Genomic DNA, 25,619 nt, shown 5'->3' on the forward strand with positions numbered 1-25,619 from the left:
CGTCGGCCGGGGCGGCTCCGGCGGGCGGGATCGCGGCGGCGGTGAGCGCGGCGAGCGCCGCCATGAACATGACCGTGCGGCACGGGCTTCGGCGGGGTGTCGTCATCGTTGTCGTCCCTCGTGAAATCAATGTGGTCCGGTCCGGTCTCAGTTTTGATTCTGACGCACGGTACCGGATTCCGGGCCCGATTCGTCACGATCTGCTGTGAATTCACTGTGCGCGTTGCTCGACAGTTGCCTTTGCCCGCCCGGCTCGAAGAGCGCGGGAAGCGAGTGAAGGGAATAGCTAACCGGCAGTTAGCGAATCGGTTGCTGGTTTGTAGTCTCCGAGCGAAACCTTTTCGCGTAAACGATGTTTGGCGATTTCGCGATGGAAAGTCGTGGCGTCACAAGCGCAGTGCTGGTTGGATGCCGGAGTAGCGCCGACCAAGCGCTGTATCAGTGAAGGCTGCATACTACGACGCGGGCAGCGCAAGCTGTCCGTCACGGATCACGAACCTTCGGGGGTTGTACATGCTCGACTCGATTCCACACGAAATCTCCGTGCACCGGCGACGCCGGGCACTCGTCCCGGCCATGATCGCGGCGGCCGCCCTGTTCGGCGCCCTCGTAACCGGTTGCTCCTCTTCCGATTCCACCGATTCCACCACCACGGCCGCCGCGCCCGCCACCGGTCCGCTGCCCGATGGCGGTCAGCTGGTCGCCGAATGCTCGCGCACCACCCAGACCCTGCAGTCGGTGCACCTGGATCTCAAGGCCACCGGCCTGGAGAACCTGCCGGTCGACTATGTCAAGGCCGACATCACCAATCAGCCCCAGGGCAGCGGTCAGGCCGTCGGCGAGGCCAAGGTCAAGGTCAAGGAGGGCGATCCGAACTGGACCGAGACCAAGTTCCTGGTCGTGGACAAGACCCTGTACGCCGGTGACGGCACCAAGTACGCCCCCGTCGGCCCCGCCGAGAAGATCTACGATCCGGGCGTAATCCTGGACAAGGACAAGGGTTTGGCGCACGTCATCGCCGAGGTGCAGAACCCGAAGGTGGAATCCCGCGAGACCATCAACGGCGTGAACACCGTCAAGGTCACCGGCACCATCGACACCGCGGTCATCGACCCGGTCGTGCCGCGTATCGGCCAGGCCGGCGGCGTCCTGCCCATCACGCTGTGGATCGCCGATGTCGCCCCGCCGACCACCTCGGCCTCGGCACTGCCGTCCTCGGCGGCCTCGCCGGGCACCGGCCCGAACCTGGTGCGCGCCATCGTCACCAAGGATTCCGGCAATGTGAACCTGACCCTCTCGGGTTGGGGCAAGTCCGTGAACGTGGTCAAGCCCGCGGGATAAACCGCGGCACCAGATCGGCTATCGAGCTCTACCCCGGTCCGGGAAAGCGAACGGCGGCAATGACGCCGTCCGCGGTCCCGGACCGGTCGCGTCTGGGCGACTCTCGAGTAACGTCTCGACACGCTCGCAGCGCACGTCTCGCTTAAGAAGTTTTTCAGTGAAATGCAAGCCTCAGCACGGACGATACCTACACAACGCTCAAACGCTGTGTGTGCGTATGGCTTTCCGGGGGCAGCGATGAACCTGATCGGCCGAGCAGCAGCCGATCAGACATGGAGGAATGAGATGACGACCGACGACCGCCCAGAAATCGAGGAGCGGGAACTCCGTCAACCTCCGCCGGACGGCCCACCTCCGATCTCGAACGTGTGGGTTTACAACGGCAAAGCCTACGACCTGAGCGACTGGATTTCCAAGCATCCGGGCGGCGAGTTCTTCATCGGGCGAACGAAAAACCGTGACATCACCTCGATTATCGGTTCGTACCACAAGAATCCGGAGGGCATCGGCAAGCTGATCGAGCGCTACTCACTCGATCGGGTCGCGCTGCCCGAGGATATCCACCCCAAGGCCAACGCGCCGGATTTTCTGTTCACCGAGGGGTTCGACAGCTGGCGCGACACCCCCAAGTACCGCTTCGACAACAAGGACGACCTGCTGCACCAGGTCAAGAAGCGGCTCAAGGAACCCGAATTGGCCGCCCGCATCAAGCGGATGGACCGGCTCTTCAATATCGTCGTTGCGCTGCTTGCGATTTCGTACTTCGCGGTGCAGGGGCTGCGGCTGTTCGAGCGCAGCTGGATGCCGCTGCCGATATTCGTGATCGCCATGGTGCTGCTGCGCAGTTCGCTGGCCGGTTTCGGGCACTACGCCATCCATCGCGCCCAGAAGGGCATGAACAAGATCTACACGAATGCCTTCGACTTCAATTATGTCGCACTGGCTTTCGTGACCGCGGACGGCCATGCACTGCTGCACCATCCGCACACCCAGAGTGAAGTCGACATCAAGAAGAACGTCTTCACCATGATGACGCGCATCCCCCGGCTCTACCGGATGCCGATCCACACCATCCACAAGTTCGGGCACACGGTCACGGGTATGACCATCCGGCTGCTCGATGTCTGCCGCCTCACCCGAAAGGTCGGCATCAAGGATATGTACGGCACCTGGGGCGGGGCGCTGCCGCACTTCATCGGCTCGTTCGGCGTGCGCTTCCTGCTGCTCGGCGAATTGATCGCCTTCATCATCATGGGCGACTTCTGGGCCTGGGCATTGCAATTCGTGATCTCCCTGTGGATCAGCACCTTCCTGGTGGTGGCCAGCCACGACTTCGAGGAGGAGGTCGAGGAGATCGAGGTCGATACCGAGGACTGGGGTATCAACCAGATCGAACAGGCTTATGACCTGAAGGTGATCGGCAACCGCTACGTGGACTGCTTCCTGTCGGCCGGGCTCAGCTCGCACCGCGTGCACCACGTATTGCCTTATCAGCGCAGCGGTTTCGCCAATATCGCCACCGAAGACGTCTTGCGGGAGGAGGCAGCCAAATTCGGGGTCGAATGGCTGCCCGCGAAGAGTTTCTTCACCGATCGTTTCCCGAAGCAGATCCGGACCTATCTGCTCTCGGCCTCGGACGATGCGAAGGAACAGAACTGGGGGTTCTTCCGCGAGCATTTCGCGCCGTCGGCCCTGAAGACCTGTGCGGTCTACACCGTCCAGGGATTCACCGGAATCGGCACGGTCTGAACCGATTTCGTGGACCGGCGCGCACACATTTTCACCGAAAGAAGGGGAGTAATTTCGTGACTATCACATTCAACGAGGGGGGCGCCGCGCCTGTAGAGACCACTCCGTTCACGGGGGGTCAGCGCGGGTACGGCATGGTCGGGACGGCACTGCCGCCGGCCCCGCCGACCACCGTCGGGGTGATCGAGGCCATTGCGACGGGATCGCCGTTGCCGGTCATCGATCAGGCCGAGGCGGCGCTGCGGGTCGCCGAACGCTTCAGCGATCCCGCACAGCAGGTCCGCATTCCGCGGATCTATCAGAAAACCCGGATCGACACCCGCCGCCTGGCCATCGATCCGCTGGACGCGGAGTTCCTGCCGTTCAGCTCCCAGCCCGCGACCATTCGCGAGCGGATGAATCTGTTCTACGAGCACGCCGCACCGCTGGCCATCGATGTGGCCCGGCGCGCGGTCGCCGGACTCGACGATCCGGCCGCGCAGATCGGGCAGCTGATCTTCGTGACCAGCACCGGATTCATCGCGCCCGGTGTGGATGTGGCCGTGGTCAAGGCACTCGGCCTATCCCCCGCGGTGAGCCGCGTGGTGGTCAATTTCATGGGTTGCGCCGCCGCCATGAACGGTATGCGGACCGCCGTGGATTACGTCCGGGCCCATCCGGACAAGAAGGCCATGCTCATCTGCATCGAAATCAGCTCGGTGAACGCGGTTTTCGACGACGATATCAATGATGTCATCACGCACAGCCTCTTCGGCGACGGCTGCGGAGCCGTCGTGATCGGCGCGGGCCAGCCGCATCAGCAGCTCGCCCCCGGCAAGATCGTCATCCGGGACAGCTTCAGCTACCTGTTCGACGGGGCCGAGGACGGCATCGTGCTGGGCGTCAACGATAACGGCATCACCTGCGAGCTGTCCGAGAACCTGCCGCAGTACATTCTGCGCGGGGTCGATCCGGTGGTCTCGGAGGTATTGCGGCGCAACGGACTCGACAAGTCCGATATCGACCTGTGGGCCATCCACCCGGGTGGACCCAAGATCATCGAGCAGTCCGCCGCCTCGCTCGGCATCCCGGTCGAACAGGCCGCGGTGAGCTGGGACGTGCTGGCGCGCTACGGCAATATGCTGAGCGTCTCGCTGATCTTCGTGCTGGAAGAGATGGCGCGCCAGGCGGATTCGCCCAAGCCCCTCTCCACCGGCGTCGCGTTCTCCTTCGCGCCGGGAGTGACGCTCGAAGGCGTCATCTTCGACATCGTCCGCTGAACGTATTCGCGCACAGCATCTTTCAGAGAGCAAGTCATGCAACTCATCAGATTCCTCATCTCCATCTCGTGGATGCGGATCGTGGCCGTCATCGCCGCCGGTCTGATCTGCGGCGCGGCCAACACGTACCTGGTGACCCTGATCCGCGGTGTCGTATCGCCCGAACCGAATCCGCGGGTCACCATCGCGAGCTTCGCGCTCACCGGACTGGTGATCCTGGTGAGCGGCGTGCTCTCGCAGGTGCTGCTGGTGCGACTGGCCCAGGACGCCATCTACCGGCTTCGGGCGGAGCTGAGTTCGGGCATCGTCTCGGCTCCGCTGGAGCACCTCGAACGCCTCGGCATGCACCGGCTGATGGCCACCCTCACCGAGGATGTGCGCTCGCTGTCGCAGGCGGTCACCGCGATTCCGAGCATTGCCGTCGATGTGGCGACCATCATCGGCTGCTTCGTCTTCCTGGTGGTGCTCTCGGGGCCGATCTTCGCGATCACGTTGGTGGGCACCATAATCGGCATCTCCTCGGTGGAGCTGTTCCTCAAGCGAGTGCGGGTGCTCTACCGCGAGGCGCGGGAGAACGACGACGCGCTGCTGCGGTCGTTCCAGGCGGTGACGCTCGGCATCAAGGAACTCAAACTTCATCGCGGGCGGCGGCGCGATTTCATGGAGCGGCATCTGCTCGGATCCGCTCGGGCACTGCGGGATCAGAATGTGGAGGCCGGATCACGGTTCTCCATCGGCCAGGGACTCGGCCAGGCGCTCCAGCTGGCCACCATGGCGCTGATCCTGTTCGCCGTCGCGAAATCCCTTGGCGTGAAACAGGATGTGATGGTCGGCTACGTCCTGGTCACCACGTTCCTGGCCATGCCCATGCAGAACTTCATGCATCGCATTCCGGACCTGCTCCGGGGTGATGTGGCACTGGCCAAGATCCGCGGCATGAACCTGTCCATGGAGACCATGCACAACGAGGATCTGCTGCCCTACACCGATCGGGCCCCGGCCACCGAGGCGCGGCTGGAACTGGTGGGAGTCGGATACCACTACCGGTTCGAAGCGCCGTCACCGCTGGACGAGGGGCCCGGCGCACCGCCGCCGGGGACCGGACAGCATCCGGGTGGGCGGGCGGCGCGGCCGGGCGCACGGCCCGATCGGGCGGGCGCGCCGCCCGCTGGACCGCATCCCGAGGACGCGAAACCCGAAGGGGCGCCGCCACATCCGGGACATCCCGGTGGCGCGCCGGGCAGCCATCCCGGTGGTGTGGGCGCGCATCGGCCCGGCGGTCCGCCGCGGCGCGGTGGGCATCCCACCGGACCGGATGTGAACGGGCACCGCTGGGTCGATCACGGTGGACGCGATGCCCGGCCGGTGCCGATGACCGCGATGCCGGAGGCGGGTGAGGGCGACGGATTCCGTTTGGGGCCCATCGATCTCACCTTCGAACCCGGTCAGATCACCTTCATCGTGGGCGGTAACGGCAGTGGGAAGTCCACGCTCGCCAAGCTCATCACCGGGCTGTACGTGCCGCGCACCGGCACGGTGAAGCTGAACGACGAACTGATCGACCACGAGAACATCGAGTGGTTCCGGCAGAACGCCTCGGCCATCTTCACCGACTTCCATCTCTTCGAGGATTACCTGGGCTTCGATCGCCCCGGCATCGACGAGGAGGTGCGGCACTATCTCCAAGAGCTGCAGATCGCGCACAAGGTGACCGTGCAGGACGGCAAACTGTCGACCATCGATCTGTCGCAGGGGCAGCGCAAGCGGTTGGCGCTGTTGACCGCATTGCTGGAAGATCGCTCGATCTATCTCTTCGACGAGTGGGCCGCCGATCAGGAACCCAAATTCCGCGATGTGTTCTACACCGAGATCCTGGCCGAGTTGAAGGCGCGCAACAAGACGGTCATCGTCATCACGCACGACGATCGCTACTTCCACCTCGCCGACCAACTGGTCAAACTCGACTTCGGCAAGCTCACCGAGGCGAGCGCCACGGCCGCACTGGCCCCCGGCGCGGAGTAACACCGGCCCCGCCGCTGTTGCGCACCGCATGGTCAGCGAATCATCGGCAGTGCGACAGCAGCGGGAACAGCTCCGCGACTTCCCGCGAACCCGCCGGGCGCGCCTGACGCCCGGCGACGTCGGTCTCCCACCGGCGGGCACCCGACGCACCCCCGGGCTGCGCCGGGAGGAGGTCGCACTGCTCGCCGGGGTGACATGTCTGTTAACCGCTACATGACCCCAGACCAGCGGCTTACGGAAACTTGCTCTGACCTGACTGTACGGCCCGGCTCCGCAGTGGCCGGTCGCGTCTCACCCCAGGTCGCGAATCAGAACGTCAAGGCGTGGGGCATCGGGCCATCGTGGGCGCAACGTGCCCACTCGACGCCAGCCCCATTTGAGGCATTTGGCGTATGCGCGCGAATTGTCCGGTTCGACAAGCAGTGTCGCTCGTTCCTCGGGTCGGCGATTGAGTAGATCATCAAGGAGGGCGCGTGCGATTCCGTGGCCTTGGTGCTCGGCGCACACCATGAGTTCGCTGAGTGCGAATGTGCGCCTACCGGTTTCGGCGATGAACTCGTCACGGTCGGCGTCTGGATCGTCGAGTTCGAGATTGCCCCACCATGCAGCGTTGGGGCGAAGCGGCCAGCCCCAAGTCTGGCCGACTGGTTCGCCATCAATTCGCGCGATGACCAACTCGAGTCGCGACATCTGGGCCGGGTTGGTGTACGCATCGGATCGGGCCATGAATGACTCGGGGTCGTCGAACGTGTCGCCGGATGCGATGGCCTCGACGTATTACCGCCGGTAGATGACTTCGACGACGGCGCGCACCTCGCGCGCCTGTGCCTTGTCGTGGTGCTCGAATTCCAGGCCGACGGGCAGAGTAGTCATGCTGTGGTTGCTTTCGTCAGGAGGGCGTCGAACATGTCGGAAAACTCGCCGCCGGCGGGGTTCTCATCGACGGATGCACGGATGGGCTCCAGGTTACGCAGCGTGCGAATCGACGTCAGACCGTTCAGCGTGTCGAGGACTGGCACCGCCTCGGCGACGGCCCCGCGAAGATCACCGGCGCGCGCCCGGATGACCGCTCGCCAGGCGGCAATGTTGTTCGCATTTCGCGGAAAGCGCTCGATGTCTGCGACCGAGTCGAACAGCGCTATCGCACGGTCGTAGTCCTCGAATTCGGCACGGCCTCGCGCCTCGTGCGCGGCGATCTCGGCCGGGGTGACGGCCCACAGCCAGCGCGGACACTCGTCGAGAGGCTCGAGATCGGATGCCTGATCCATCTCTCGCCATGCGGTGGCAATGGCGCGCTCGAATGCTGAACGCTCACACGGGAGTCCGTACGCCTGCGCCTCGCGTACTGCAATGAGAGCATGAATTCGACCCGGCGGCGTGCCACGCATGAGGTCCCGAGCGCGGGTCGCAAGTTTCAGGGCGACCTGTGGGCGGGCCATGCCGCGCCGTGCGAGCCCGAGCAGTTGGCCGCCGCCACCCCCGCAGCCATGCTGTAGCCGCCTCCGCCTGGACGTGCATGTACCGGCGCAGGGGTCCTCTCGACGTTTGCCCGCGTGAGTACATGCACGTTGGTGGGAGAACCCACTTCGTCATCGGCATGGGTTTGGCCGGGATCCAGCCGGTCGGCTGATCCGCCGTGGGTGTGGATCCCGGCCAAAAGCGCGCCGGGATGACGGGGGAAGCACGCCGCGCGACGGGATGACCAGGCAAAGCACGCCACGCGGCGGGTCTGCGAGGGGAGGTGCGTCTCGCCGGGGTGAGGAGTGGCGGCATGCCGCTCGTCGGTTTACGGGTGTGGCGTGCTTTCCGATGCGGTGGTCAGCGGAGGGCGGCGGCCTTGCGGCGGGCTGCGGCGGCCTTCTTCGCCGCGGCGTCGGCGGGCTTCTTCTCGGCCGCGGTGGACTTCTTGGCGGTAGTGCCGTTGCTCGCGGTGGCCTTGGTGGTCGCCTTTTTGGCCGGGGCCTTCTTGGCGGGGGCGGCCTTGGCGGGGGCCGCGGGCCGGGCTTCCAGGACGCCCTTGAGGAATTGGCCGGTGTAACTGTCCGCTACGGCGGCAATGTCTTCCGGGGTGCCTTCGGCAATGACCATGCCGCCACCGGAACCGCCTTCGGGGCCCATATCGATGACCCAGTCGGAGGTTTTGATGACGTCCAGGTTGTGTTCGATGACGATGACCGAATTGCCCTTGTCGACGAGGCCGTTGATGACCTTGAGGAGTTTGCGGATGTCTTCGAAGTGCAGACCGGTGGTGGGCTCGTCGAGAATGTAGATGGTGCGGCCGGTCGAACGCTTCTGGAGTTCGGCGGCCAACTTCACCCGCTGGGCCTCACCGCCGGACAGGGTCGGTGCGGGCTGGCCCAGGCGCACATAGCCGAGGCCGACGTCCACCAGGGTCGCGAGATACCGGTGGATGGAGGTGACCGGTTCGAAGAATTCGGCGGCCTCCTCGATGGGCATATCCAGGACCTCGGCAATGGTCTTGCCCTTGTAGTGCACCTCGAGGGTTTCCCGGTTGTAGCGCGCGCCGTGGCAGACCTCGCACGGGACGTACACGTCCGGCAGGAAGTTCATCTCGATCTTCAAAGTGCCGTCGCCCGAACATGCTTCGCAGCGACCGCCCTTCACATTGAAGGAGAAGCGGCCGGGCTGATAGCCGCGCACCTTGGCCTCGGTGGTGGCGGCGAACAGGGTGCGGATCTTGTCGAACACACCGGTGTAGGTGGCCGCGTTCGAGCGTGGGGTGCGGCCGATGGGCGACTGATCCACCTGCACCAGCTTGTCCAGATGATCGAGCCCGTTCACCCGGGTGTGGCGGCCCGGAACCTGGCGCGCGCCATTGAGTTTGTTCGCCAGCACGGTTGCCAGAATGTCGTTCACCAGCGTCGACTTACCCGAGCCGGAGACGCCGGTGATCGAGGTGAGAATGCCCAGCGGGAAGCTCACATCGATATTGCGCAGATTGTGTTCGACCGCGCCGACCACGGTGAGCTGCTTCTTCTTGTCCATGGGCCGCCGCACCAGCGGAATCTCGATGCTTTCGCGCCCGGAAAGATAAGCGCCGGTGAGGGATCGCTTATCGGTCAGCAGCCCCGGGTACGGCCCTGAGTACACCACCTCACCGCCGTGCTCACCGGCGAGCGGGCCGATATCGACCACCCAGTCCGAGGCGTGGATGGTGTCCTCGTCGTGCTCGACCACGATCAGCGTATTGCCGAGTTTCTTGAGCCGCGTAAGGGTTTCGATGAGCCGCCGATTATCGCGCTGATGCAGTCCGATGGACGGCTCGTCCAGTACGTACAGCACACCGACCAGACCCGAGCCGATCTGCGTGGCGAGCCGAATACGCTGCGCCTCACCGCCGGACAGCGTGGCCGCCGCCCGCGAGAGCGTCAGATATTGCAGGCCGACATCGAGCAGGAAGCCCAGTCGCGCCTGAATCTCCTTGATCACCTGCGCGGCGATCGCGGCCTGCCGCTCGTCCAGGGTGAGCGAGTTCAGGAAGTCCGCGGCGTCGCCGATGGACAGATCGGAGATATCGGCAATCGACTTGTCCGCGTCGCCCGCTCGCAGCGTGACCGCGAGAATCTCCGGCCGCAGCCGCGCGCCATTGCAGACCGGGCACGGGATATCCCGCATATACCCGTCGTAGTACTCCTTGGCCGATTCCGATTCGGTGTTCTCCATGCGCCGCTGTAGGAACGGCATGACGCCTTCGAAATCGGCGTAGTACGAACGCTTGCGGCCGTACCGGTTGGTGTACGAGACGTGCACCTGTTCGGAACTGCCCTCCAGCACGGCCTTTCGCGCCTTGGGCGGCAGATCCTGCCAGGCGGTGTCCATGGAGAACCCCATGGCCTCGGCCAATCCCGACAGCAGTCGGGTGAAGTATTCGGCGGTCTGGCCGCGCGACCAGGGCGCGATGGCGCCCTCACCGAGGCTCAATTCGGTATCGGGCACCACGAGATCCGGATCGACCTCCTTGCGAATGCCGAGACCGGTGCAGTCCGGGCACGCGCCGTAGGGCGAGTTGAACGAGAACGAGCGCGGTTCGAGATCCTCGATATCCAGGGGATGCCCGTTCGGGCAGGCCAGCCGCTCGGAGAAGCGCCGCTCCCGATCGTGCGCGTGCTCATCGCGATCCACGAAGTCCAGCACCACGATGCCGTCGGCCAGCCGCAGCGCGGTCTCGATCGAATCGGTCAGGCGCTGTTTGGAAGTGGGCTTCACGGCGAGACGGTCGACGACCACCTCGACATCGTGCTTCTCCTGCTTCTTCAGCTTGGGCGGTTCGGTCAGCGGATACACCACGCCGTCGACCCGCACACGCGAGTAGCCCTGCCCGTTCAGCGATTCGAAGAGGTCGACGAATTCGCCCTTACGGGTGCGCACCACGGGTGCGAGCACCTGGAATTTGATGCCCTCCTCCATGGCGAGCACCTGATCCACGATCTGCTGCGGCGACTGCTTCTCGATGAGGTGACCGCAGGTCGGGCAGTGCGGTGTGCCCGCGCGCGCGAACAACAAGCGCAGATAGTCGTAGACCTCGGTGATGGTGCCCACGGTCGACCGCGGATTGCGGTTGGTCGACTTCTGATCGATCGACACCGCGGGCGAGAGGCCCTCGATGAAGTCCACATCGGGCTTGTCCATCTGCCCGAGGAATTGCCGGGCGTACGCCGACAGCGATTCCACATATCGCCGCTGACCCTCGGCGAAGATGGTGTCGAACGCCAGCGACGACTTACCGGACCCGGACAGACCGGTGAACACGATGAGACTGTCGCGGGGTAGGTCGAGATCGACCCCTTTGAGATTGTGTTCCCGCGCTCCACGCACCGTCAGGCGATCCGCCACCGGCCATCCTTCCAACGTTTCGGCATCAAGACATAGCCCCCGCGACGCCATGCTAGGCGCGCCCACCGACAATTCCGCCTCTCCGGAACTTCAGCGCACGGCTAAGAGCCAAAACTATCGGGCACGCGTGCCACCGGTTCACGAGCGTCGCCGGTTTCGGGGGTACCCCCGAAGTTACCCCGATCGGAACGAAATCACTCTTCACCTGGGCAAACGAATTACACCAAAGGCTCTGTGGCCTTGATCAGACCGACCGGTCCAATTGTGGTGCGGCGCACACATCCTGTTACCGCGCGCAATGGTGTCGACCGCTCGCGCGAGCGGTCCTCGGACCCCGCGGCCGTCACCAAGGCCAGGTCGCCGTCGAATCGGCGATAGAGGAGACGGCCCCGGCGGGTGTCGGGATCGGTGAAGAACAGGTACGGCACCCCGCCCAGGCACAGCCGCGCGGCGGCTTCGTCCTCGTGCAGCGCCGGGACGCCGTCGCGATGCCGGCGCAGCGGGCGCGCACCGAGCGGCCCGCTCCAGCAGACCACGGCATCCGCACCGGTCTCGGCGTCGATGTAGAGATGCGCGTCATAGTCCATGGCATCGAGGGTCAGCGCGGCCGCCCCGGCCGTGGCCACCTGTAATCGACAGTCCTTGCGCCGCACGATGGGGCGCGGACCGGTGACCACGGCCAGGGTCGGCCGTGCCGGGTCGGGCCAGGGCCGGGAAGCTTCCTCCGGTGGAGTGCCAAGCCGCAGGTCGAGGCGTTCCAAGGCGAAGGTGGTCGCGAAGCGTCCCGGCCCGGCGACCTGTACCCGGAACGCCTTCCCCAGCGTCCGGATCGATATTTGCGCGAGGGTGTGCTCCTCGTCGGAGTCGGGCCAGTGCAGGCGTGCCCGCACCGGCCCTTCCACCCCGTGGCGGCGCAGGATTCTGCCCAGTCCGCGCACCACACGGGTGACCTCGGCGGCCGGGACCGGTCCGCGGGTGGTCACCACGAAATCCTCATCGGTTCCACTCGACCACACATCGAACCCGCCCATAGCCGACCCACTTTCCCGATTCCGACCCGGCAACCCGCTCCTATGACAACACGCCGGTCGCGACGGCGAACAGGGGCGAAGGTCCCAATCCGGGCTATTTTTTGGAAATTCTTCCGTTAAAAAGTTGGCGGATGGTTGCATGGGATGAATTCGGCTGCGCTGCAAGTGCATCCGCAACGACAACCTTTCGGCAACAGCCCGCGAGTACCATTCCGGGTGCCGTGTGCGCATCCGCCGGACAGCCAGGACCACCATGCATGACGCTCATCGCACCGGTCCCTACTCCGTACGTGACACGCTGTCGCAGCTGCGATTACGCGAACTACTGACCGAGGTCAAGGATCGGGTCGAGCAGATCATCGACGCCCGCGACCGCATCGACGGGCTGGTGGAAGCCATGCTCGCGGTCACCTCCGGGCTGGACCTGGATCAGACCCTGCGCACCATCGTGCGGGTGGCCACCAGTCTGGTCGACGCCCGCTACGGCGCGCTCGCGGTGCGCGGTCACGATCAACAGCTGACCCAGTTCATCTCGCACGGCATCGACGATCGGACCCGGGTGCACATCGGCGCGCCACCGGAGGGCAAAGGCGTCCTCGGACTCGTGGTCGGACAGTCCGAACCCGTTCGGCTGGAAGACCTTACGCGACATCCGGACGCCATCGGCTTCCCCATGCACCATCCGCCCATGCACACCTTCCTCGGCGTGCCGGTGCGCATTCGCGGGGAGATGTTCGGCAATCTGTATCTGGCCGAGAAATCCGGCGGGCATCCCTTCACCGAGGACGACGAGGTGCTCATGCAGGCGCTGGCCGCGGCCGCCGGCATCGCCGTCGACAATGCCCGGCTCTACGAATCCGCGCGCACCCGGCAGGCGTGGATCGAGGCCACCCGCGATATCGCCACCGAATTCCTGGCCGACACCGATCCCGGCACCGTGCTCGCCCACGTGGTGGAGCACGCGCGCGAACTCACCGCCTCACATCAGGCGCTGCTGGCGGTGGTGGCCGATCCCGAGACGCCGCCGGAGGAGGTCACCGAAATGGTGATTTCGCAGTGGTCCGGACCCGGGGACAATCCGGTCGGCGCGACCGTGGACACGGTGGGCACCGCCATCGGCGAGGCGCTCACCACCCGCACACCGCTGCGCTTCGAGAATTCCCGGCGGGTGCGTCTGGGCGCGCGCATCGCGGTCATCGGCCCCGCGCTGTTGCTGCCGCTGCACACCCCGGATTCCACACTGGGCGTGCTGATTACGCTGCGCTCGGCCGAATCCGCCCCGTACACCGACGAATTGGTGGAGTTGATCGCGGCCTTCACCGATCAGGCCGCGCTGGCAATGCAATTGGCGGTGGCGCAGCGCCGTATGCGCGAACTCGACATTCTCACCGATCGGGATCGCATCGCCCGGGACCTGCACGATCATGTGATCCAGCGCCTGTTCGCCATCGGACTCTCACTACAGGGCACGGTGCCTCGGACGCGCGTTCCCGAAGTGGCGCAGCGCCTCACCGACACCATCAACGATCTCCAGGACGTGGTGGAGGAGATCCGTACCTCCATCTTCGATCTGCACGGCGGCAACGGGCACAGCACGCGGCTGCGCCAGCGGCTGGAGCGCGCCATCAAACAGCAGACCACCGCCACCGAGATCCGCGCGCTCATGCATGTCACCGGACCGCTGTCGGTGGTGGAGCCCGCACTCGCCGACCACGCGGAAGCCGTTGTGCGCGAGGCGGTCAGCAATGCCGTGCGACATTCCGGCGCGGATACCATCACCGTCGATATCGGGGTGGCGGACGATCTCACCATCGTGGTCGCGGACAACGGCTGCGGGATTCCCGAGGGCATCACCCCCAGCGGGCTCACCAATCTCGCGTTCCGCGCCGAGGAGTCCGGCGGGCGGCTGGCGGTGTATCCGCGGCGGGACACCGACGGCGATCAGACCGGCACCAAACTGCACTGGTCGGTCCCCCTGCATTGACCAGTGGCGGACCGGAACTCAGCCGACGGGACCCAGCACCAGCGCGGAGTTGTTGCCGCCCATACCGAGTGCGATCTTCACGGTGATCCCCGCACCGCCGGGGATCACCCCGTCCACCAGCCGGGCGTGCGCGGGCGCGACGACCGGGGCGGAGACCACCACGCCGCGTTCGTAACCCATTGCCACCGCGGCCACTTCGACCCCCGCCGACGCCGCCTGACAGTGCCCGGTCAACGGCTTGATCGCGCAGACCAGCGGACGATTGCCGAAAAGGTCCGCCAGCAGCGCGGTTTCGGCGTCATCACACTGCTGGGTGCCCGAGCCGTGCGAATTCAGATACGCCACCTCCTCGGGCCGCACATCGGCGCCGGCGAGCGCGCGCCGGACGCATTCGAAGATCTGCTCGTACGAGGGATCCACCGAGATCACGTGATAGCCGTCATTGGTCATGGCCCCGCCCAGCAGCGCCGCGTAGGGCCGATCGGCCTCGCGGGTCACCACGAACGCGGTCGAGGCCTCGCCCCAACTGAAGCCGCGACTGCCCTCCTGGAACGGGCGGCAGGCCACCAGCGGCTCCACATCGGTGACCGCGGCCCCCAGCGCCTCGAAATGCTCCACCATGTCGGGCGTGCCGGACAGATCGGTGGCGACCACCACCACATCGTCGGCGACACCCTGCGCCAGCCACATCCGCGCGGTGATCAACCCGGCATTGGCCGAGGAACAGGCCGCGGTCACATTCATGGCCGGGCCGTGGAAACCGAACTCCCCCATCAGATTCGAAATCGGCGTCGAGGGAAGTAATCGCAGATAGTCCCGGGCACGCCGGCGCCCGTGATCCTCGACGTAGAAGTCCCGCCATTCGTACACATTGCCCAGCACGATGGCGTGCAGCAGACCCACGGTGCGACCGGGCCGCCAGCCACGGGCGGTCGCGTCGGCGACCGCCTCGCGCACCGATTCCTGTACCGCGCGCACATAGCGACTGGGTCCCAACTCGGGATCGCCGCCGTCCGGCACGCGGGCAACCCATCCATGCCGATCGCGTTCGGGGCCGTACCCTGGATGGAGCCGGGCTGCGGGCTTACCGCTCAGCAAACCCTCCCAGAGGGTGTCTCGACCCCAGCCGTACCCGGTGACGGCGCCAATTCCGGCAATGGTCATATGATCTTGGTGCTCTACCGCAGTGTTCGGGACGGGGTTGGTGCCAGGCATTGCATCGCTCCTTCCCAGAGCCTCTGCCTGTAATGATCACCATCAGCAGGCCGATGCTGTGCGGGGCTGTGATTGATCCAATAGGTTCGGCGGGGTTTCCAGCAAACCCTGCCGCTCACACTTTAGTGCCGTGCTCCAGCGACGTGTTTCAACGACGATCAGGGGGTGCTTGAGGTGGTTGGTAACGATCGGGCAAATACCCCGACCGATGCCGAACAGCTGGCCCAGCGGTACCGCACGCTGGTGGAGCACAGCCCCGACGGGGTTGTGGTCCACGAACGCGGCACGATCGTGTACGCCAATCCGGCCATGCTGCGACTGCTCGGCGCCGAGCGGAACGACGAGGTCATCGGCCAGCCGGTCGCCAATTTCGTGATGGCGCGCGATGTGCCCGCCATGCTGGAGCGCATCCGCCGGCTCACCATTGCCGGAACCGCTTCCGAGCCCGCCGAATTGGTGCTCGTGCGCTGCGACGGCAGCACCGTCGAGGCCGAGACCGTGTCGGTGCTCACCGCCTGGCACGATCGGCTCGCCTATCAGGTGGTGGTGCACGACCTCACCCCGCAGCGGCGCGCCGAGGCCGCCCAGGCGCGGGCCGAACAGTTCTTCACCACCGTGGTGTCGCAACTGGAGGAGGGCGTGGTCGTGATCGACCGGGAGGGGCGCATCGAATCGGCGAATCCCGCGGCCCGGCGCATATTCGGGTACGACGCGGACGATCTCGTCGGCACCCATATCAATGACATTCCGCTGTGTCTGCTGGACGCCAACGCCCAGCCCATGTCGCCGTCCTGGTATCCGGTGATCCGCACGCTGGCGACCGGAGAGACGGTGACGCGCTTCGTCTTCGGGGTGGATCGCCCCGATGGGCAGCGGCGCTGGTTGTCGGCGAGCAGTCGATTGCTCAATCCCGAGGATCCGAACTCCGCGGCGGTGTCGTCGTTCAATGACATCACCGAATTCCGGGCCAGCAGAAGGCAATTGGAGTATCAGGCCACCCATGATCCACTGACCGGGCTGGCCAATCGGTCACTGGTGCTGTCGCGGTTGGCGGCGGCGCTGGGCACCAGCGAATCGCTGCCGGTCTCCACCGTGCTGTTCATCGATCTGGACGGATTCAAGAGCATCAATGACACGCTCGGACATGCCATCGGCGATACCGTGCTGCAGATCGTGGCGCAGCGGCTCCAGCGCGGACTGCGCTCGGACGATATCGTCGGGCGCATCGGCGGCGACGAATTCCTGGTACTGCTCTCCGGGCGCACACTCGGCGAGGATCTGGAGGCGCTGATCACCCGGCTGCGCCAAACCATGGCCGAGCCGATCATCGCGCGCGGGCATCGCATCCAGGTCAACGCCTCGGTCGGCATCACACCGCTGCATCCCGGTGACGGCCGCACCCCCGAAGCGGTCCTGCACGATGCGGATCTGGCCATGTACCGGGCCAAACCGCCCGGGCACCGGGACAGCACGCTGAGTCGCAGAAGCGATTCCACGCACGCCTCCTGAACTGGCCCGATACCGCGCGGGCCGACGCGCACGGCACGGTTGACCTGCCGGTACGGCGAGTCGGGCAAACGCGAACTAGACTCGATAACTCTGTTCTCGATGGTTCGCGCGCAGTGCGCGTACGGCACCGCGTGGTGACAAGGAGTTCCGTTTTGCCCGACCTCACCGAGGAGCGTTCTGTGTCCGCGTCCACCTCCGATGCCAAGACCACGGCGGATCTGGAGCGCGAACAGCAGCACCTGACCCTGCTCTACGAGCGGCTCGACGGAATGCGCGAATACGCGCAGCGACGGCTGCGCACCGTGCTGCTGGAGACCGGCGGGACGCCGCAGGCCCGCAGTGAACGCGAATCGTTCACCCAGCTCTATTCCGAAGACCTATCCAAGTACGATGCGGCCGAACATGGATTGTGTTTCGGCCGAATCGATCTCGCGCCCGAGGCCGAGGACGGCGGCGGAGCGAACGCGAACGGCTCCGGCGGCGAGGCCGAGAAGCGGTACATCGGGCGTATCGGCATTCTCGACGAATCCGCCGATTACGAGACGCTGCTGCTGGATTGGCGTGCGCCCCTGGCGCGGCCGTTCTACCTCGCCACCACCGCCGCACCGGACGGCGTCACCCGGCGGCGGCATATCCGCACCCGCAATCGCAAGGTCACCTCGGTCAATGACGAGTACCTGGATCTGGAGACCGCGCGCCGCGACGGCGTCATCAACGGCGACGGCGGGGTGGGTAGTGAGAGCGCGCTGCTGGCGGCGCTGAACGCCGCCCGCACCGGGCATATGAACGACATCGTCGAGACCATTCAGAGCGAACAGGACGCCATCATCCGCTCCGAGCACAAGAGCGTGCTCGTGGTGCAGGGCGGCCCGGGCACCGGCAAGACCGCGGTCGCCCTGCATCGCGCGGCGTATCTGCTGTACACCTATCGACAGCAGCTGGACAAGGCCGGTGTGCTCATCATCGGGCCGAATTCGACCTTCCTGGACTACATCGGACAGGTGCTGCCCTCGCTCGGTGAGACCGGTGTGCTGCTGTCCACCATCGGCGATCTGTATCCGGGAGTGCGGGCCACCCTGGAGGATTCGCTGCGCGCGGGCGAACTCAAGGGCTCCCTGGACATGCTCGAGGTACTCAAGAAGGCCGTGCGGGAATGGCAGGAGATTCCCAAGAATCCGATCCGGCTGCATTTCGACGGGCGCGAACTCACCCTGGACCGGCGCATTGTCACCAAGGCGCGCGGGCGCGCCCGCTCCTCGCGCCGCCCGCACAACCTGGCCAGGCCCATCTTCGCCGCGGGCGTGGTGGACGCGCTCACCGATCAGCTGGCCGAGATCATCGGCTCGGATCCGCTGGGCGGACGGAACCTGTTGAGCCAGACCGATCTCACCGAGATCCGCGATGAGATGCGGGCCGACGCCGATATCCAGCGCGCCATCGCCGGACTGTGGCCGCTGCTCACCCCGCAGGACGTGCTGGGCGGACTGTGGGCCGACCCCAAGCGATTGGCCAGTGCCGCAGGGCATCTCAGCGCCGAGGACCGGGCCGAGTTGCGGCGCGCCGACAGTGGTGAATTCAGTGATGCCGACGCGCCGCTGCTGGACGAACTCGCCGAACTGCTCGGCATCGACGACAGTGAGGAGCGCGAGCGCTCGCGCCGGCGCTGGCGAGCCCAGATCGCCGAGGCGCAGGACGCCCTGGACATCCTGACCGGTTCCGCGCCACAGGATCTCGAGGACGAGCTCGATCCCGAACTGCTCATGGCGTACGACCTCATCGACGCCAGTCAGCTCGCCGAACGCCAGCAGGTGCGCACCAGCCAGACCACCGCCGAACGCGCCGCCGGGGATCGCACCTGGACCTACGGGCATGTGATCGTCGATGAGGCGCAGGAGCTTTCGGAGATGGCGTGGCGAATGGTCATGCGGCGCATCCCGAATCGTTGGATCACCGCGGTCGGGGATGTGGCGCAGACCGGCGATCCGGCCGGGGCCTCCTCCTGGCAGCAGGTGCTGGAACCGTATGTGGCCAAACGGTGGAAGCTCACCGAGTTGACCGTCAACTACCGCACCCCCGCCGAGATCATGGCGGTCGCCGCGGATGTGCTCGCCGAGATCGATCCGGGCGCGGCCATCCCGCGCTCGGTGCGCGATTCGGGCTTCGCGCCCGCCGCACACCGGGTCACCGCCGGACAGCTGGCCGATGAGGTCGCCCGCCTGGTGGAGACCGAGGCCGCGCATCCCGGCACCACCGCGGTCATCGTGCCGCACGACCTGGCGTCGAAACTAGCCCACCTGAGCGTGGATTCGGCGCGTGTACTCACCGTGCACGAGGTGAAGGGCCTGGAATTCGACGCCGTCATCCTGGTCGAGCCCCAGGACATCCTCGCCGAGTCCCCGCGCGGTATGAACGACCTCTACGTCGCCCTGACCCGCGCCACCCAGCGCCTGGCCGTGGTGCACACCGAGGACCTCCCCGCGGTCCTGCGGCGGCTGGAGTGAGATCGGAAATGGGGCTGACACACCCACCCCGGCAAAGCCGCGCAAAAGCGAAGTGGCCGTGCCCAACTGGGCACGGCCACTTCACCGGTCGGTGCTTCTTACCGCACGGTGTGCACGATCAGCACATCGCTGCGGGACTTGCGGGCCACGTCCGAGGGGACGGAGCCGAGCAGGCGGCCCGCGAGGGTGTTCAGACCCCGGTTGCCGACCACCAGGAGATCGGCGTCGACCTCCTTGAGCAGGGCGAGCAGGGATTCGACGGGCTCACCGACAACGGCCTTCTCGACCACGTTGACGGCTCCGGCGGCGACGGCCTTGTCACGGGCGACGCGCAGGATCTCACTGGTGGGTGCGGAACCGCGCACCTGGTAGGCCTCGTCCTTGAGCACATCGGCGGCGGCGGCCACATCGCGGTCGTCGGTCGGGTAGTACGCGCAGGCGATGTACAGGGTCGCCCCCTCGGAACCTGCCAGAGCAGCGGCCCGCTCAACGGCTACATACGACGAGTCCGAGCCATCGGTACCGACGACAATCGTCCGGTAGGCGGTCATTCTCTCCTCCAAGTACAAAGGTCGGGGCCGCAGCGTCCACTTTCATGGTTACCGCCGCGGCAACTTCGCCTGACAATAGCGGCATAACAGGCGGAAATTTTCGATATCGCAACACATCACACTCACGCGCCGTGTCGGCGCAACCACACATTCTGTGACGTGGCCGGATACAACCCTGGCTACCAGCGAATTCCCGGATAGTTGTGATACTTCCCAGAATTCGCCAACGGTATTGCGCGCCTGGGACTTTCGTCACAGATCCGATTTTTCCGGGGATACGGGGCGGCCCATCCGGTACGCGGCGCGCACCGGATGGGCCGTGAAACCGCTACCTCACAGCGAGCGATAGTCGGCCCAGATCCAGCCGAGAATCACGCAGAGGATGGTCATCCTCACTCCTGTCGCCACGGGCCGATCGATGACGCGCAATAGTAGCGCGTCCGGCCCCTGCTCAGAGGCTGAAAAGCGGTCCGGTCAGCGTCAATCCGAGGTCGTGGCCGACATAGGCGAAGAAGGCGAAGAGCATGAGCGCCGCGCCCGCCAGCGACAGGTCCTTATTGAACGAGATCATCTCGGTCTGCCTGGCCTGCGGATCGGTCTCCTTCCAGAACGCGTGCATGAGGAACGCGGTCGGCGCCAGGAAGATGAACAGGAGCAGGGCGCCGAGATCGGCCCAGACGCCGAGCAGCACGCTCAGCCCGCCGAGCGCCAGCAGGACCCCGGAGCCCAGCACCGAGAGTTTGGCCGCCGGAACACCTTTGAATTGCGCGTACTGCGCCATCGCGTCGGTCTGGGTGAGGTGCCCGACGCCGGAGGAGAGAAACAGAAGGACGAACAGAATGCGTCCGATCAAAACCAGCACATCCATGGCCTGCTCCTTGCTCGATTGCGATGATCGCCATGTTGGTGACATGGCAACCAACCGCCTGTGGGAGAAGCTTATTCCCGATCGTTGTGCTGTTCAGGACATTAGCGAGGATCGGGCATATTCCAGCGGAGGCATTCCGATCTCGGCGGCGAACTCGCGGGAGAAATGCGCCTGATCGAAGTAACCCAGGTCCAGCGCGAGCGCCGCCAGATCCGAGGTGCGACCCTCGGCGAGCAGCTGCGCGCCGTCCTGGAGCCGGAACCGGCGCAGCACCCATTTCGGGCCGACCCCGACATAGCGGCGGAACAGGCGCTGCAGGGTACGAATGGGGATGTCGAAACGCTCGGTGACCTGGTCCACGCGGGCCAGCTCGCGGTCGAGCTCCATGGCGTCGATGATGCGCAGCACCAGGTGGTAGGAGGCGTCATCGGCGACGCCGCGGCGGGTGATGGCCTCGATGAGGAAGTCCTCCACCAGGATTCGGCGCTGCTCCAGCTCCGGGGTGGCCAGCACCTTGTCGGCCAGCCCCTCCGCCTCGGGCAGCACCTCGATGAGCGGCAGCGCGGTATCACGCAGCGCGCCCACATCCATCCCGATGCAGGCGCCGAAGCCGCCGGAGCGGAATTTCACCCCGAATGTCTCACCGACGCCGGCCAATTCGCGCACGTACTTGGTGGTCCAGACGCCGGTGACGAAACCGCCGCGGCGGCCCCGCTCCTTCTCGAAAGTCATATTGACCACCGGAAAGCCGAGCACCTCCGCCGAATACGGCGGCAGACCGCGACGATCCCAGCGCACGGACCAGTAGAACTCGACATAGCGGGCGACCTGCTCCCCCGCGGGCAATCGACGGTGATTGCTGGCCGCCTGATGTTCGCGCGGGCGCAGAATGCCCTTCGCGGTCTCCGGCGGCGGCACCGGCCGGCGGTGGATCGGCGCGGGATCAGCGCCGGGCATGACGGTGTCGCTTTCTTACAAGATCCACGGCGGCCGGATGGGCAGAGTGGTGCTCATGAGCGAGAAAGTGAATCCCATTCCGGAGAACTACCACTCCATCACCTGCTTCCTGGCCGTTCCCGACGGCAATAAGGCCATCGACTTCTACTCGACCGTTTTCGGCGCGAAGGTGCTGAGCCGCAATGACCTTCCCGACGGCCAGCCCGCCCATGCCGAACTGCTGATCGGCGATTCCACCCTGCAGATCGGCATGGAAATGCCGGAGAACGGCCTGCTCGCCCCCAATGGCGAATGGCTGAACACCAGCATCGTGCATTACAACCCCGATGTGGACGCCGTCATCGAGCGAGCCCGGGGCTTCGGTGCGCGCATCGCCGACGAACCGGCCACCTTCGTCACCGGGGACCGCTACGCCGTGCTCTACGACCCCTTCGGCTACCGCTGGGTCTGTATGACCCGGGTCGAGGAGGTCTCCCGCGAGGAGGCCGAGCGCCGCGTCAACGAATGGATGGCGCAGCAGGGCTGAGCTCACCGGCCGCTCGATCGTGCGGCCGGAGCGGTATGCGAATACCGCCTCGGCGGCGCGGGCGGGCACTGTCGCACGGGGCGAGTCGAATGCCGTGACGGCGGATCCCATTACCCCGTGCTCATTGCAATCCGGCGGCGTCCATACCGCGCAATTCCTTCTTGAGATCGGCGATCTCGTCGCGAAGGCGACCTGCGAGCTCGAACTGGAGCTCGCGGGCGGCGTTCATCATCTGCGCGGTCATATCCTTGACCAGGTCCGCAAGTTCGGCGCGCGGCATGGACTTGATATCGCGGCCCTCGTAGACACCGGCCGAGACGGCGCGGCCGGGTTCACCCTGGGCGCGACGGCCACGACTGGCATTGCGGCCCGAACCGCCGACCTCGACCTCGGTTTCCTCGGCCTCGCGGTAGACCGTGTCGAGAATGTCATTGATCTTCTTGCGCAACGGTTTCGGATCGATACCGCGCTCTTCGTTGTAGGCGATCTGCTTGGCGCGGCGGCGCTCGGTCTCGCTGATGGCGTGCGCCATGGAGTCGGTGATCTTGTCCGCGTACATGTGCACCTCGCCCGAGACATTGCGGGCCGCGCGGCCGATGGTCTGGATGAGGCTGGTGCCGCTGCGCAGGAAGCCCTCCTTATCGGCATCGAGAATCGCGACCAGTGAGACCTCCGGCAGGTCCAGGCCCTCGCGCAGCAGGTTGATGCCGACCAGGACGTCGTACTCGCCCAGGCGCAGCTGCCGCAGCAGCTCCACCCGGCGCAGCGTATCGATCTCCGAATGCAGGTAGCGCACCCGAATGCCAAGGCCGAGTAGGTAATCGGTGAGGTCCTCGGACATCTTCTTGGTGAGGGTGGTGACCAGCACCCGCTCATCGCGCTCGGTGCGCTTGCGGATCTCCCCCACCAGATCGTCGATCTGGCCCTTGGTCGGCTTCACCACCACGTGCGGATCCACCAGGCCGGTCGGGCGAATCACCTGTTCGACGAATTCACCGCCGGTCTGGCCCAATTCGTACTTGCCCGGGGTCGCCGAGAGGTACACCGTCTGCCCGATGCGGTCGGCGAACTCCTCCCAGGTGAGCGGGCGATTGTCCACCGCGGACGGCAACCGGAAACCGAACTCCACCAGATTCCGCTTGCGGGACATATCGCCCTCGTACATGCTGCCGATCTGCGGCACCGTCACATGCGATTCGTCGATGACCAGCAGGAAATCGTCCGGGAAGTAATCGATGAGGGTGGCGGGCGCGGAACCGGCGTCGCGGCCGTCGATATGGCGCGAGTAATTCTCGATTCCGGAACAGAAACCGACCTGGCGAATCATCTCCAGATCGTATTGGGTGCGCATGCGCAAACGCTGCGCCTCGAGCAGTTTGCCCTGCTTCTCCAATTCGGCCAGTCGCGTTTCGAGTTCGGCCTCGATATCGCGGACCGCGCGTTCCATTCGCTCCGGGCCCGCCACATAATGGGTGGCCGGGAAAATGCGAACCATATCCACCTGCCGCACCACGTCACCGGTGAGCGGATGCAGATAATAGAGCGCCTCGATCTCGTCACCGAAGAATTCGATCCGGATCGCCAATTCCTCATAGGAGGGAATGATTTCGACGGTGTCACCGCGCACCCGGAAACTGCCGCGGGTGAAGGACATGTCATTGCGCGTGTACTGCACATCGACCAGCAGTCGCAGCAGTTTGTCCCGCTCCACCTCGTGCCCGACCTCGAGCATGACCGAGCGATCCAGATAGGACTGCGGGGTGCCGAGACCGTAGATGCACGATACCGATGCCACCACCACGACATCGCGCCGCGACAGCAGGCTGGAAGTGGCCGAATGGCGCAGCCGCTCCACATCGTCGTTGATCGAGCTGTCCTTCTCGATATAGGTGTCGGTCTGCGCGATATACGCCTCGGGCTGGTAGTAGTCGTAGTACGAGACGAAGTACTCGACGGCATTGTGCGGCAGCATCTCGCGCAGCTCATTGGCCAGCTGTGCGGCCAGGGTCTTGTTGGGGGCCATGACCAGGGTCGGCCGCTGCAACTTCTCGATGAGCCAGGCCGTGGTGGCCGATTTACCGGTGCCGGTGGCGCCCAGCAGCACCACATCACGCTCACCGGCGTTGATGCGCTTTTCCAGCTCCGCGATTGCGGCGGGCTGGTCACCTGCGGGAACGTGCTCGCTGACGACCTGGAACCGACCCTCGACCCGCTCGATATCGCCGATGGGCCGGAAGTCCGAATGTGCCAGCGGCCGATCGTCCGGGATCTCGGTTGCGAATGCCATGTTCACAGCCTAGGACGACCCACCGACAGGTTCACGCGGAGCGCGGCCCACTGGTCGAGGGGTCGCCCGGGCGCTCCGGAGCGGCCCGCGGACGGCCGCCCTCCACACCGCGCTCGTCGTGACGCAGGAGCGTTCCTCTTTCTCATGTACTAATTGTCTGAATTATCGTTTGTCCCAAGGAAGTTCAAAGAATTCCCATGTGACGAACACCGAATTTCCGCGTGGCACAGGAAGGTCCGTTTCACGGCGTCCAGGTGTAACCTGGGCTGGCGGTTCGGACGAGTCGGAAAAGAGGCAAGGCCATGACCGGTCTGCATATGCCACAGCGCAATTCCACCAACGGCGCTGATCCCCGCGGGATCAGTCGTACCGCTCCCCCGGCGACCCCGCATCGCCCCAAGCTCGAGTTTTTCAATCTGGCGGACTTGTGCTGGACCGACTATCACGGTTACGTGCACTCGGTGGAACGGCTGCACGCCGAACCGTGGGGGCTGTACATGGAGCGGATAGTGGACAATCCCCGTTTCCACTACATCGAATCCTGGTTGCTGCCGGAACTTCACCTGCGCGTGACGGTCTATCATCTGCGACCCGGTCACGATCGCGGTCAGACCTACTACCTGGATATCGGTGATTACGGCCCGGTCGGACCGAAGAAGTGGCGTGCCGAGGGGCACTACCTGCACGTGGTGGCGCGGCCCGGGCAGGTGCCCGAACTCCTGGGCATCGACGAGCTGCTCACCGCCCACGCCGCCGGGCACTTCGACACCGTCCGCACGCACCTGGCCATCGAGCGGGCCGCGGCGGTGGTGGACGGTATCGCCGGATGCGGTCACGATGTGGATCGCTGGCTCGCCACCCACGGACTCGCGCTGAGCTGGCTGTAAGGGGCGCTTGGGCCCGCTACGCACGAAAAACCACCCGGTTCGTATTGTGTTCGGCCCGGGCGGCTTTCGCGTGCGGCA

At 65.5% G+C, this 25,619-nt stretch carries 19 protein-coding genes and 1 pseudogene; 11 read left to right on the forward strand and 9 right to left on the reverse strand.

The genetic code is table 11. From position 1 onward, the window contains the following. Positions 1 to 513: 513 nt before the first annotated feature. From NA10_RS20770 to NA10_RS38775, 5 genes and pseudogenes are all read left to right on the forward strand, one after another. Entirely contained in the window at positions 514 to 1,341 is an 828-nt protein-coding gene (locus NA10_RS20770) for an LppX_LprAFG lipoprotein (RefSeq protein ID WP_084515074.1), read from the forward strand. Positions 1,342 to 1,626: 285 nt separating this feature from the next. Beyond that, positions 1,627 to 3,090, forward strand: coding sequence for a fatty acid desaturase (locus tag NA10_RS20775; protein WP_067570509.1), 1,464 nt, complete (start codon positions 1,627 to 1,629; stop codon positions 3,088 to 3,090). 134 nt (positions 3,091 to 3,224) lie between these two features. Next, on the forward strand, positions 3,225 to 4,349 hold the full coding sequence (locus tag NA10_RS20780; RefSeq protein ID WP_067570511.1) for a type III polyketide synthase: 1,125 nt from the start codon (positions 3,225 to 3,227) through the stop codon (positions 4,347 to 4,349). Between the two features lie 36 nt (positions 4,350 to 4,385). Continuing rightward, the gene (locus tag NA10_RS20785) at positions 4,386 to 6,371 is read left to right on the forward strand and encodes an ATP-binding cassette domain-containing protein (RefSeq protein WP_067570513.1); all 1,986 of its coding nucleotides are present in this window, start codon (positions 4,386 to 4,388) and stop codon (positions 6,369 to 6,371) included. 28 nt (positions 6,372 to 6,399) lie between these two features. Then, positions 6,400 to 6,567, forward strand: a pseudogene (locus NA10_RS38775) (helix-turn-helix transcriptional regulator); the annotation flags it as partial. Positions 6,568 to 6,662: 95 nt separating this feature from the next. Here the strand turns inward: NA10_RS38775 and NA10_RS20790 are convergent. Together NA10_RS20790 and NA10_RS20795 are read right to left on the reverse strand one after the other, a co-directional pair. Beyond that, the gene (locus NA10_RS20790; RefSeq protein ID WP_245677622.1) at positions 6,663 to 7,097 is read right to left on the reverse strand and encodes a GNAT family N-acetyltransferase; all 435 of its coding nucleotides are present in this window, start codon (positions 7,095 to 7,097) and stop codon (positions 6,663 to 6,665) included. A 143-nt stretch (positions 7,098 to 7,240) separates the two neighbouring features. Continuing rightward, positions 7,241 to 7,639 carry a hypothetical protein gene (locus NA10_RS20795; RefSeq protein ID WP_067570515.1) on the reverse strand — a complete coding sequence of 133 codons (399 nt, stop codon included), beginning with the start codon at positions 7,637 to 7,639 and terminating at the stop codon, positions 7,241 to 7,243. A gap of 90 nt (positions 7,640 to 7,729) precedes the next feature. On the opposite strand from NA10_RS20795, the gene NA10_RS36930 reads away from it, so the two are divergent. Continuing rightward, the gene (locus NA10_RS36930; protein WP_157556647.1) at positions 7,730 to 7,867 is read left to right on the forward strand and encodes a hypothetical protein; all 138 of its coding nucleotides are present in this window, start codon (positions 7,730 to 7,732) and stop codon (positions 7,865 to 7,867) included. Between the two features lie 322 nt (positions 7,868 to 8,189). Here the strand turns inward: NA10_RS36930 and uvrA are convergent, their stop codons facing one another. Together uvrA and NA10_RS20805 are read right to left on the reverse strand one after the other, a co-directional pair. Continuing rightward, entirely contained in the window at positions 8,190 to 11,225 is a 3,036-nt protein-coding gene (gene uvrA / locus NA10_RS20800) for an excinuclease ABC subunit UvrA (protein WP_174562538.1), read from the reverse strand. A 218-nt stretch (positions 11,226 to 11,443) separates the two neighbouring features. Continuing rightward, positions 11,444 to 12,256: a sigma 54 modulation/S30EA ribosomal C-terminal domain-containing protein gene (locus NA10_RS20805; RefSeq protein WP_067570519.1), complete on the reverse strand. Its 813-nt coding sequence runs from the start codon at positions 12,254 to 12,256 to the stop codon at positions 11,444 to 11,446. 253 nt (positions 12,257 to 12,509) lie between these two features. Here NA10_RS20805 and NA10_RS20810 point away from each other — a divergent pair, with 253 nt between their 5' ends. Beyond that, complete coding sequence (locus tag NA10_RS20810; protein ID WP_067570644.1) at positions 12,510 to 14,240, forward strand: sensor histidine kinase; 1,731 nt, start codon at positions 12,510 to 12,512, stop codon at positions 14,238 to 14,240. Positions 14,241 to 14,258: 18 nt separating this feature from the next. On the opposite strand, the gene NA10_RS20815 is transcribed toward NA10_RS20810, so the two are convergent. After that, positions 14,259 to 15,455 (reverse strand): beta-ketoacyl synthase N-terminal-like domain-containing protein, encoded by a 1,197-nt coding sequence (locus NA10_RS20815; RefSeq protein WP_245677623.1) that lies wholly within the window; start codon positions 15,453 to 15,455, stop codon positions 14,259 to 14,261. 165 nt (positions 15,456 to 15,620) lie between these two features. Here NA10_RS20815 and NA10_RS20820 point away from each other — a divergent pair, with 165 nt between their 5' ends. Both NA10_RS20820 and NA10_RS20825 read left to right on the forward strand, forming a co-directional pair. After that, on the forward strand, positions 15,621 to 16,964 hold the full coding sequence (locus NA10_RS20820) for a diguanylate cyclase domain-containing protein (protein ID WP_067570523.1): 1,344 nt from the start codon (positions 15,621 to 15,623) through the stop codon (positions 16,962 to 16,964). A 179-nt stretch (positions 16,965 to 17,143) separates the two neighbouring features. Then, entirely contained in the window at positions 17,144 to 19,465 is a 2,322-nt protein-coding gene (locus NA10_RS20825; protein ID WP_067570525.1) for a HelD family protein, read from the forward strand. Positions 19,466 to 19,563: 98 nt separating this feature from the next. Here NA10_RS20825 and NA10_RS20830 read toward each other — a convergent pair whose 3' ends face one another. The 3 genes from NA10_RS20830 to NA10_RS20840 form a co-directional block, all read right to left on the reverse strand. Then, the gene (locus NA10_RS20830; RefSeq protein ID WP_067570527.1) at positions 19,564 to 20,016 is read right to left on the reverse strand and encodes a universal stress protein; all 453 of its coding nucleotides are present in this window, start codon (positions 20,014 to 20,016) and stop codon (positions 19,564 to 19,566) included. 451 nt (positions 20,017 to 20,467) lie between these two features. Then, positions 20,468 to 20,884 (reverse strand): DoxX family protein, encoded by a 417-nt coding sequence (locus NA10_RS20835; RefSeq protein ID WP_067570529.1) that lies wholly within the window; start codon positions 20,882 to 20,884, stop codon positions 20,468 to 20,470. 93 nt (positions 20,885 to 20,977) lie between these two features. Next, on the reverse strand, positions 20,978 to 21,841 hold the full coding sequence (locus NA10_RS20840) for an AraC family transcriptional regulator (protein WP_067570531.1): 864 nt from the start codon (positions 21,839 to 21,841) through the stop codon (positions 20,978 to 20,980). A gap of 55 nt (positions 21,842 to 21,896) precedes the next feature. Here NA10_RS20840 and NA10_RS20845 point away from each other — a divergent pair, with 55 nt between their 5' ends. Then, positions 21,897 to 22,367, forward strand: a complete 471-nt coding sequence (locus tag NA10_RS20845; protein WP_067570645.1) for a VOC family protein — start codon at positions 21,897 to 21,899, stop codon at positions 22,365 to 22,367. A 121-nt stretch (positions 22,368 to 22,488) separates the two neighbouring features. Here the strand turns inward: NA10_RS20845 and uvrB are convergent, their stop codons facing one another. Next, positions 22,489 to 24,654 (reverse strand): excinuclease ABC subunit UvrB, encoded by a 2,166-nt coding sequence (gene uvrB, locus NA10_RS20850; protein WP_067570534.1) that lies wholly within the window; start codon positions 24,652 to 24,654, stop codon positions 22,489 to 22,491. Positions 24,655 to 24,956: 302 nt separating this feature from the next. Here uvrB and NA10_RS20855 point away from each other — a divergent pair, with 302 nt between their 5' ends. Beyond that, on the forward strand, positions 24,957 to 25,541 hold the full coding sequence (locus NA10_RS20855) for a DUF402 domain-containing protein (RefSeq protein ID WP_245677624.1): 585 nt from the start codon (positions 24,957 to 24,959) through the stop codon (positions 25,539 to 25,541). Positions 25,542 to 25,619 lie beyond the last annotated feature (78 nt).

It is taken from the genome of Nocardia acidivorans NBRC 108247 (assembly GCF_001625085.1).
GTDB classification, from domain to species: domain Bacteria; phylum Actinomycetota; class Actinomycetes; order Mycobacteriales; family Mycobacteriaceae; genus Nocardia; species Nocardia acidivorans.

Coding starts and splice junctions, on each gene's coding strand:
- NA10_RS20770 (WP_084515074.1), top strand. CDS start 514: ATGCTCGACTCGATTCCACACGAAATCTCCGTGCACCGGCGACGCCGG.
- NA10_RS20775 (WP_067570509.1), top strand. CDS start 1,627: ATGACGACCGACGACCGCCCAGAAATCGAGGAGCGGGAACTCCGTCAA.
- NA10_RS20780 (WP_067570511.1), top strand. CDS start 3,225: ATGGTCGGGACGGCACTGCCGCCGGCCCCGCCGACCACCGTCGGGGTG.
- NA10_RS20785 (WP_067570513.1), top strand. CDS start 4,386: ATGCAACTCATCAGATTCCTCATCTCCATCTCGTGGATGCGGATCGTG.
- NA10_RS20790 (WP_245677622.1), bottom strand. CDS start 7,097: ATGGCCCGATCCGATGCGTACACCAACCCGGCCCAGATGTCGCGACTC.
- NA10_RS20795 (WP_067570515.1), bottom strand. CDS start 7,639: ATGGATCAGGCATCCGATCTCGAGCCTCTCGACGAGTGTCCGCGCTGG.
- NA10_RS36930 (WP_157556647.1), top strand. CDS start 7,730: ATGAATTCGACCCGGCGGCGTGCCACGCATGAGGTCCCGAGCGCGGGT.
- NA10_RS20805 (WP_067570519.1), bottom strand. CDS start 12,256: ATGGGCGGGTTCGATGTGTGGTCGAGTGGAACCGATGAGGATTTCGTG.
- NA10_RS20810 (WP_067570644.1), top strand. CDS start 12,510: ATGCATGACGCTCATCGCACCGGTCCCTACTCCGTACGTGACACGCTG.
- NA10_RS20815 (WP_245677623.1), bottom strand. CDS start 15,455: ATGCCTGGCACCAACCCCGTCCCGAACACTGCGGTAGAGCACCAAGAT.
- NA10_RS20830 (WP_067570527.1), bottom strand. CDS start 20,016: ATGACCGCCTACCGGACGATTGTCGTCGGTACCGATGGCTCGGACTCG.
- NA10_RS20835 (WP_067570529.1), bottom strand. CDS start 20,884: ATGGATGTGCTGGTTTTGATCGGACGCATTCTGTTCGTCCTTCTGTTT.
- NA10_RS20840 (WP_067570531.1), bottom strand. CDS start 21,841: ATGCCCGGCGCTGATCCCGCGCCGATCCACCGCCGGCCGGTGCCGCCG.
- NA10_RS20845 (WP_067570645.1), top strand. CDS start 21,897: ATGAGCGAGAAAGTGAATCCCATTCCGGAGAACTACCACTCCATCACC.
- uvrB (WP_067570534.1), bottom strand. CDS start 24,654: ATGGCATTCGCAACCGAGATCCCGGACGATCGGCCGCTGGCACATTCG.
- NA10_RS20855 (WP_245677624.1), top strand. CDS start 24,957: ATGACCGGTCTGCATATGCCACAGCGCAATTCCACCAACGGCGCTGAT.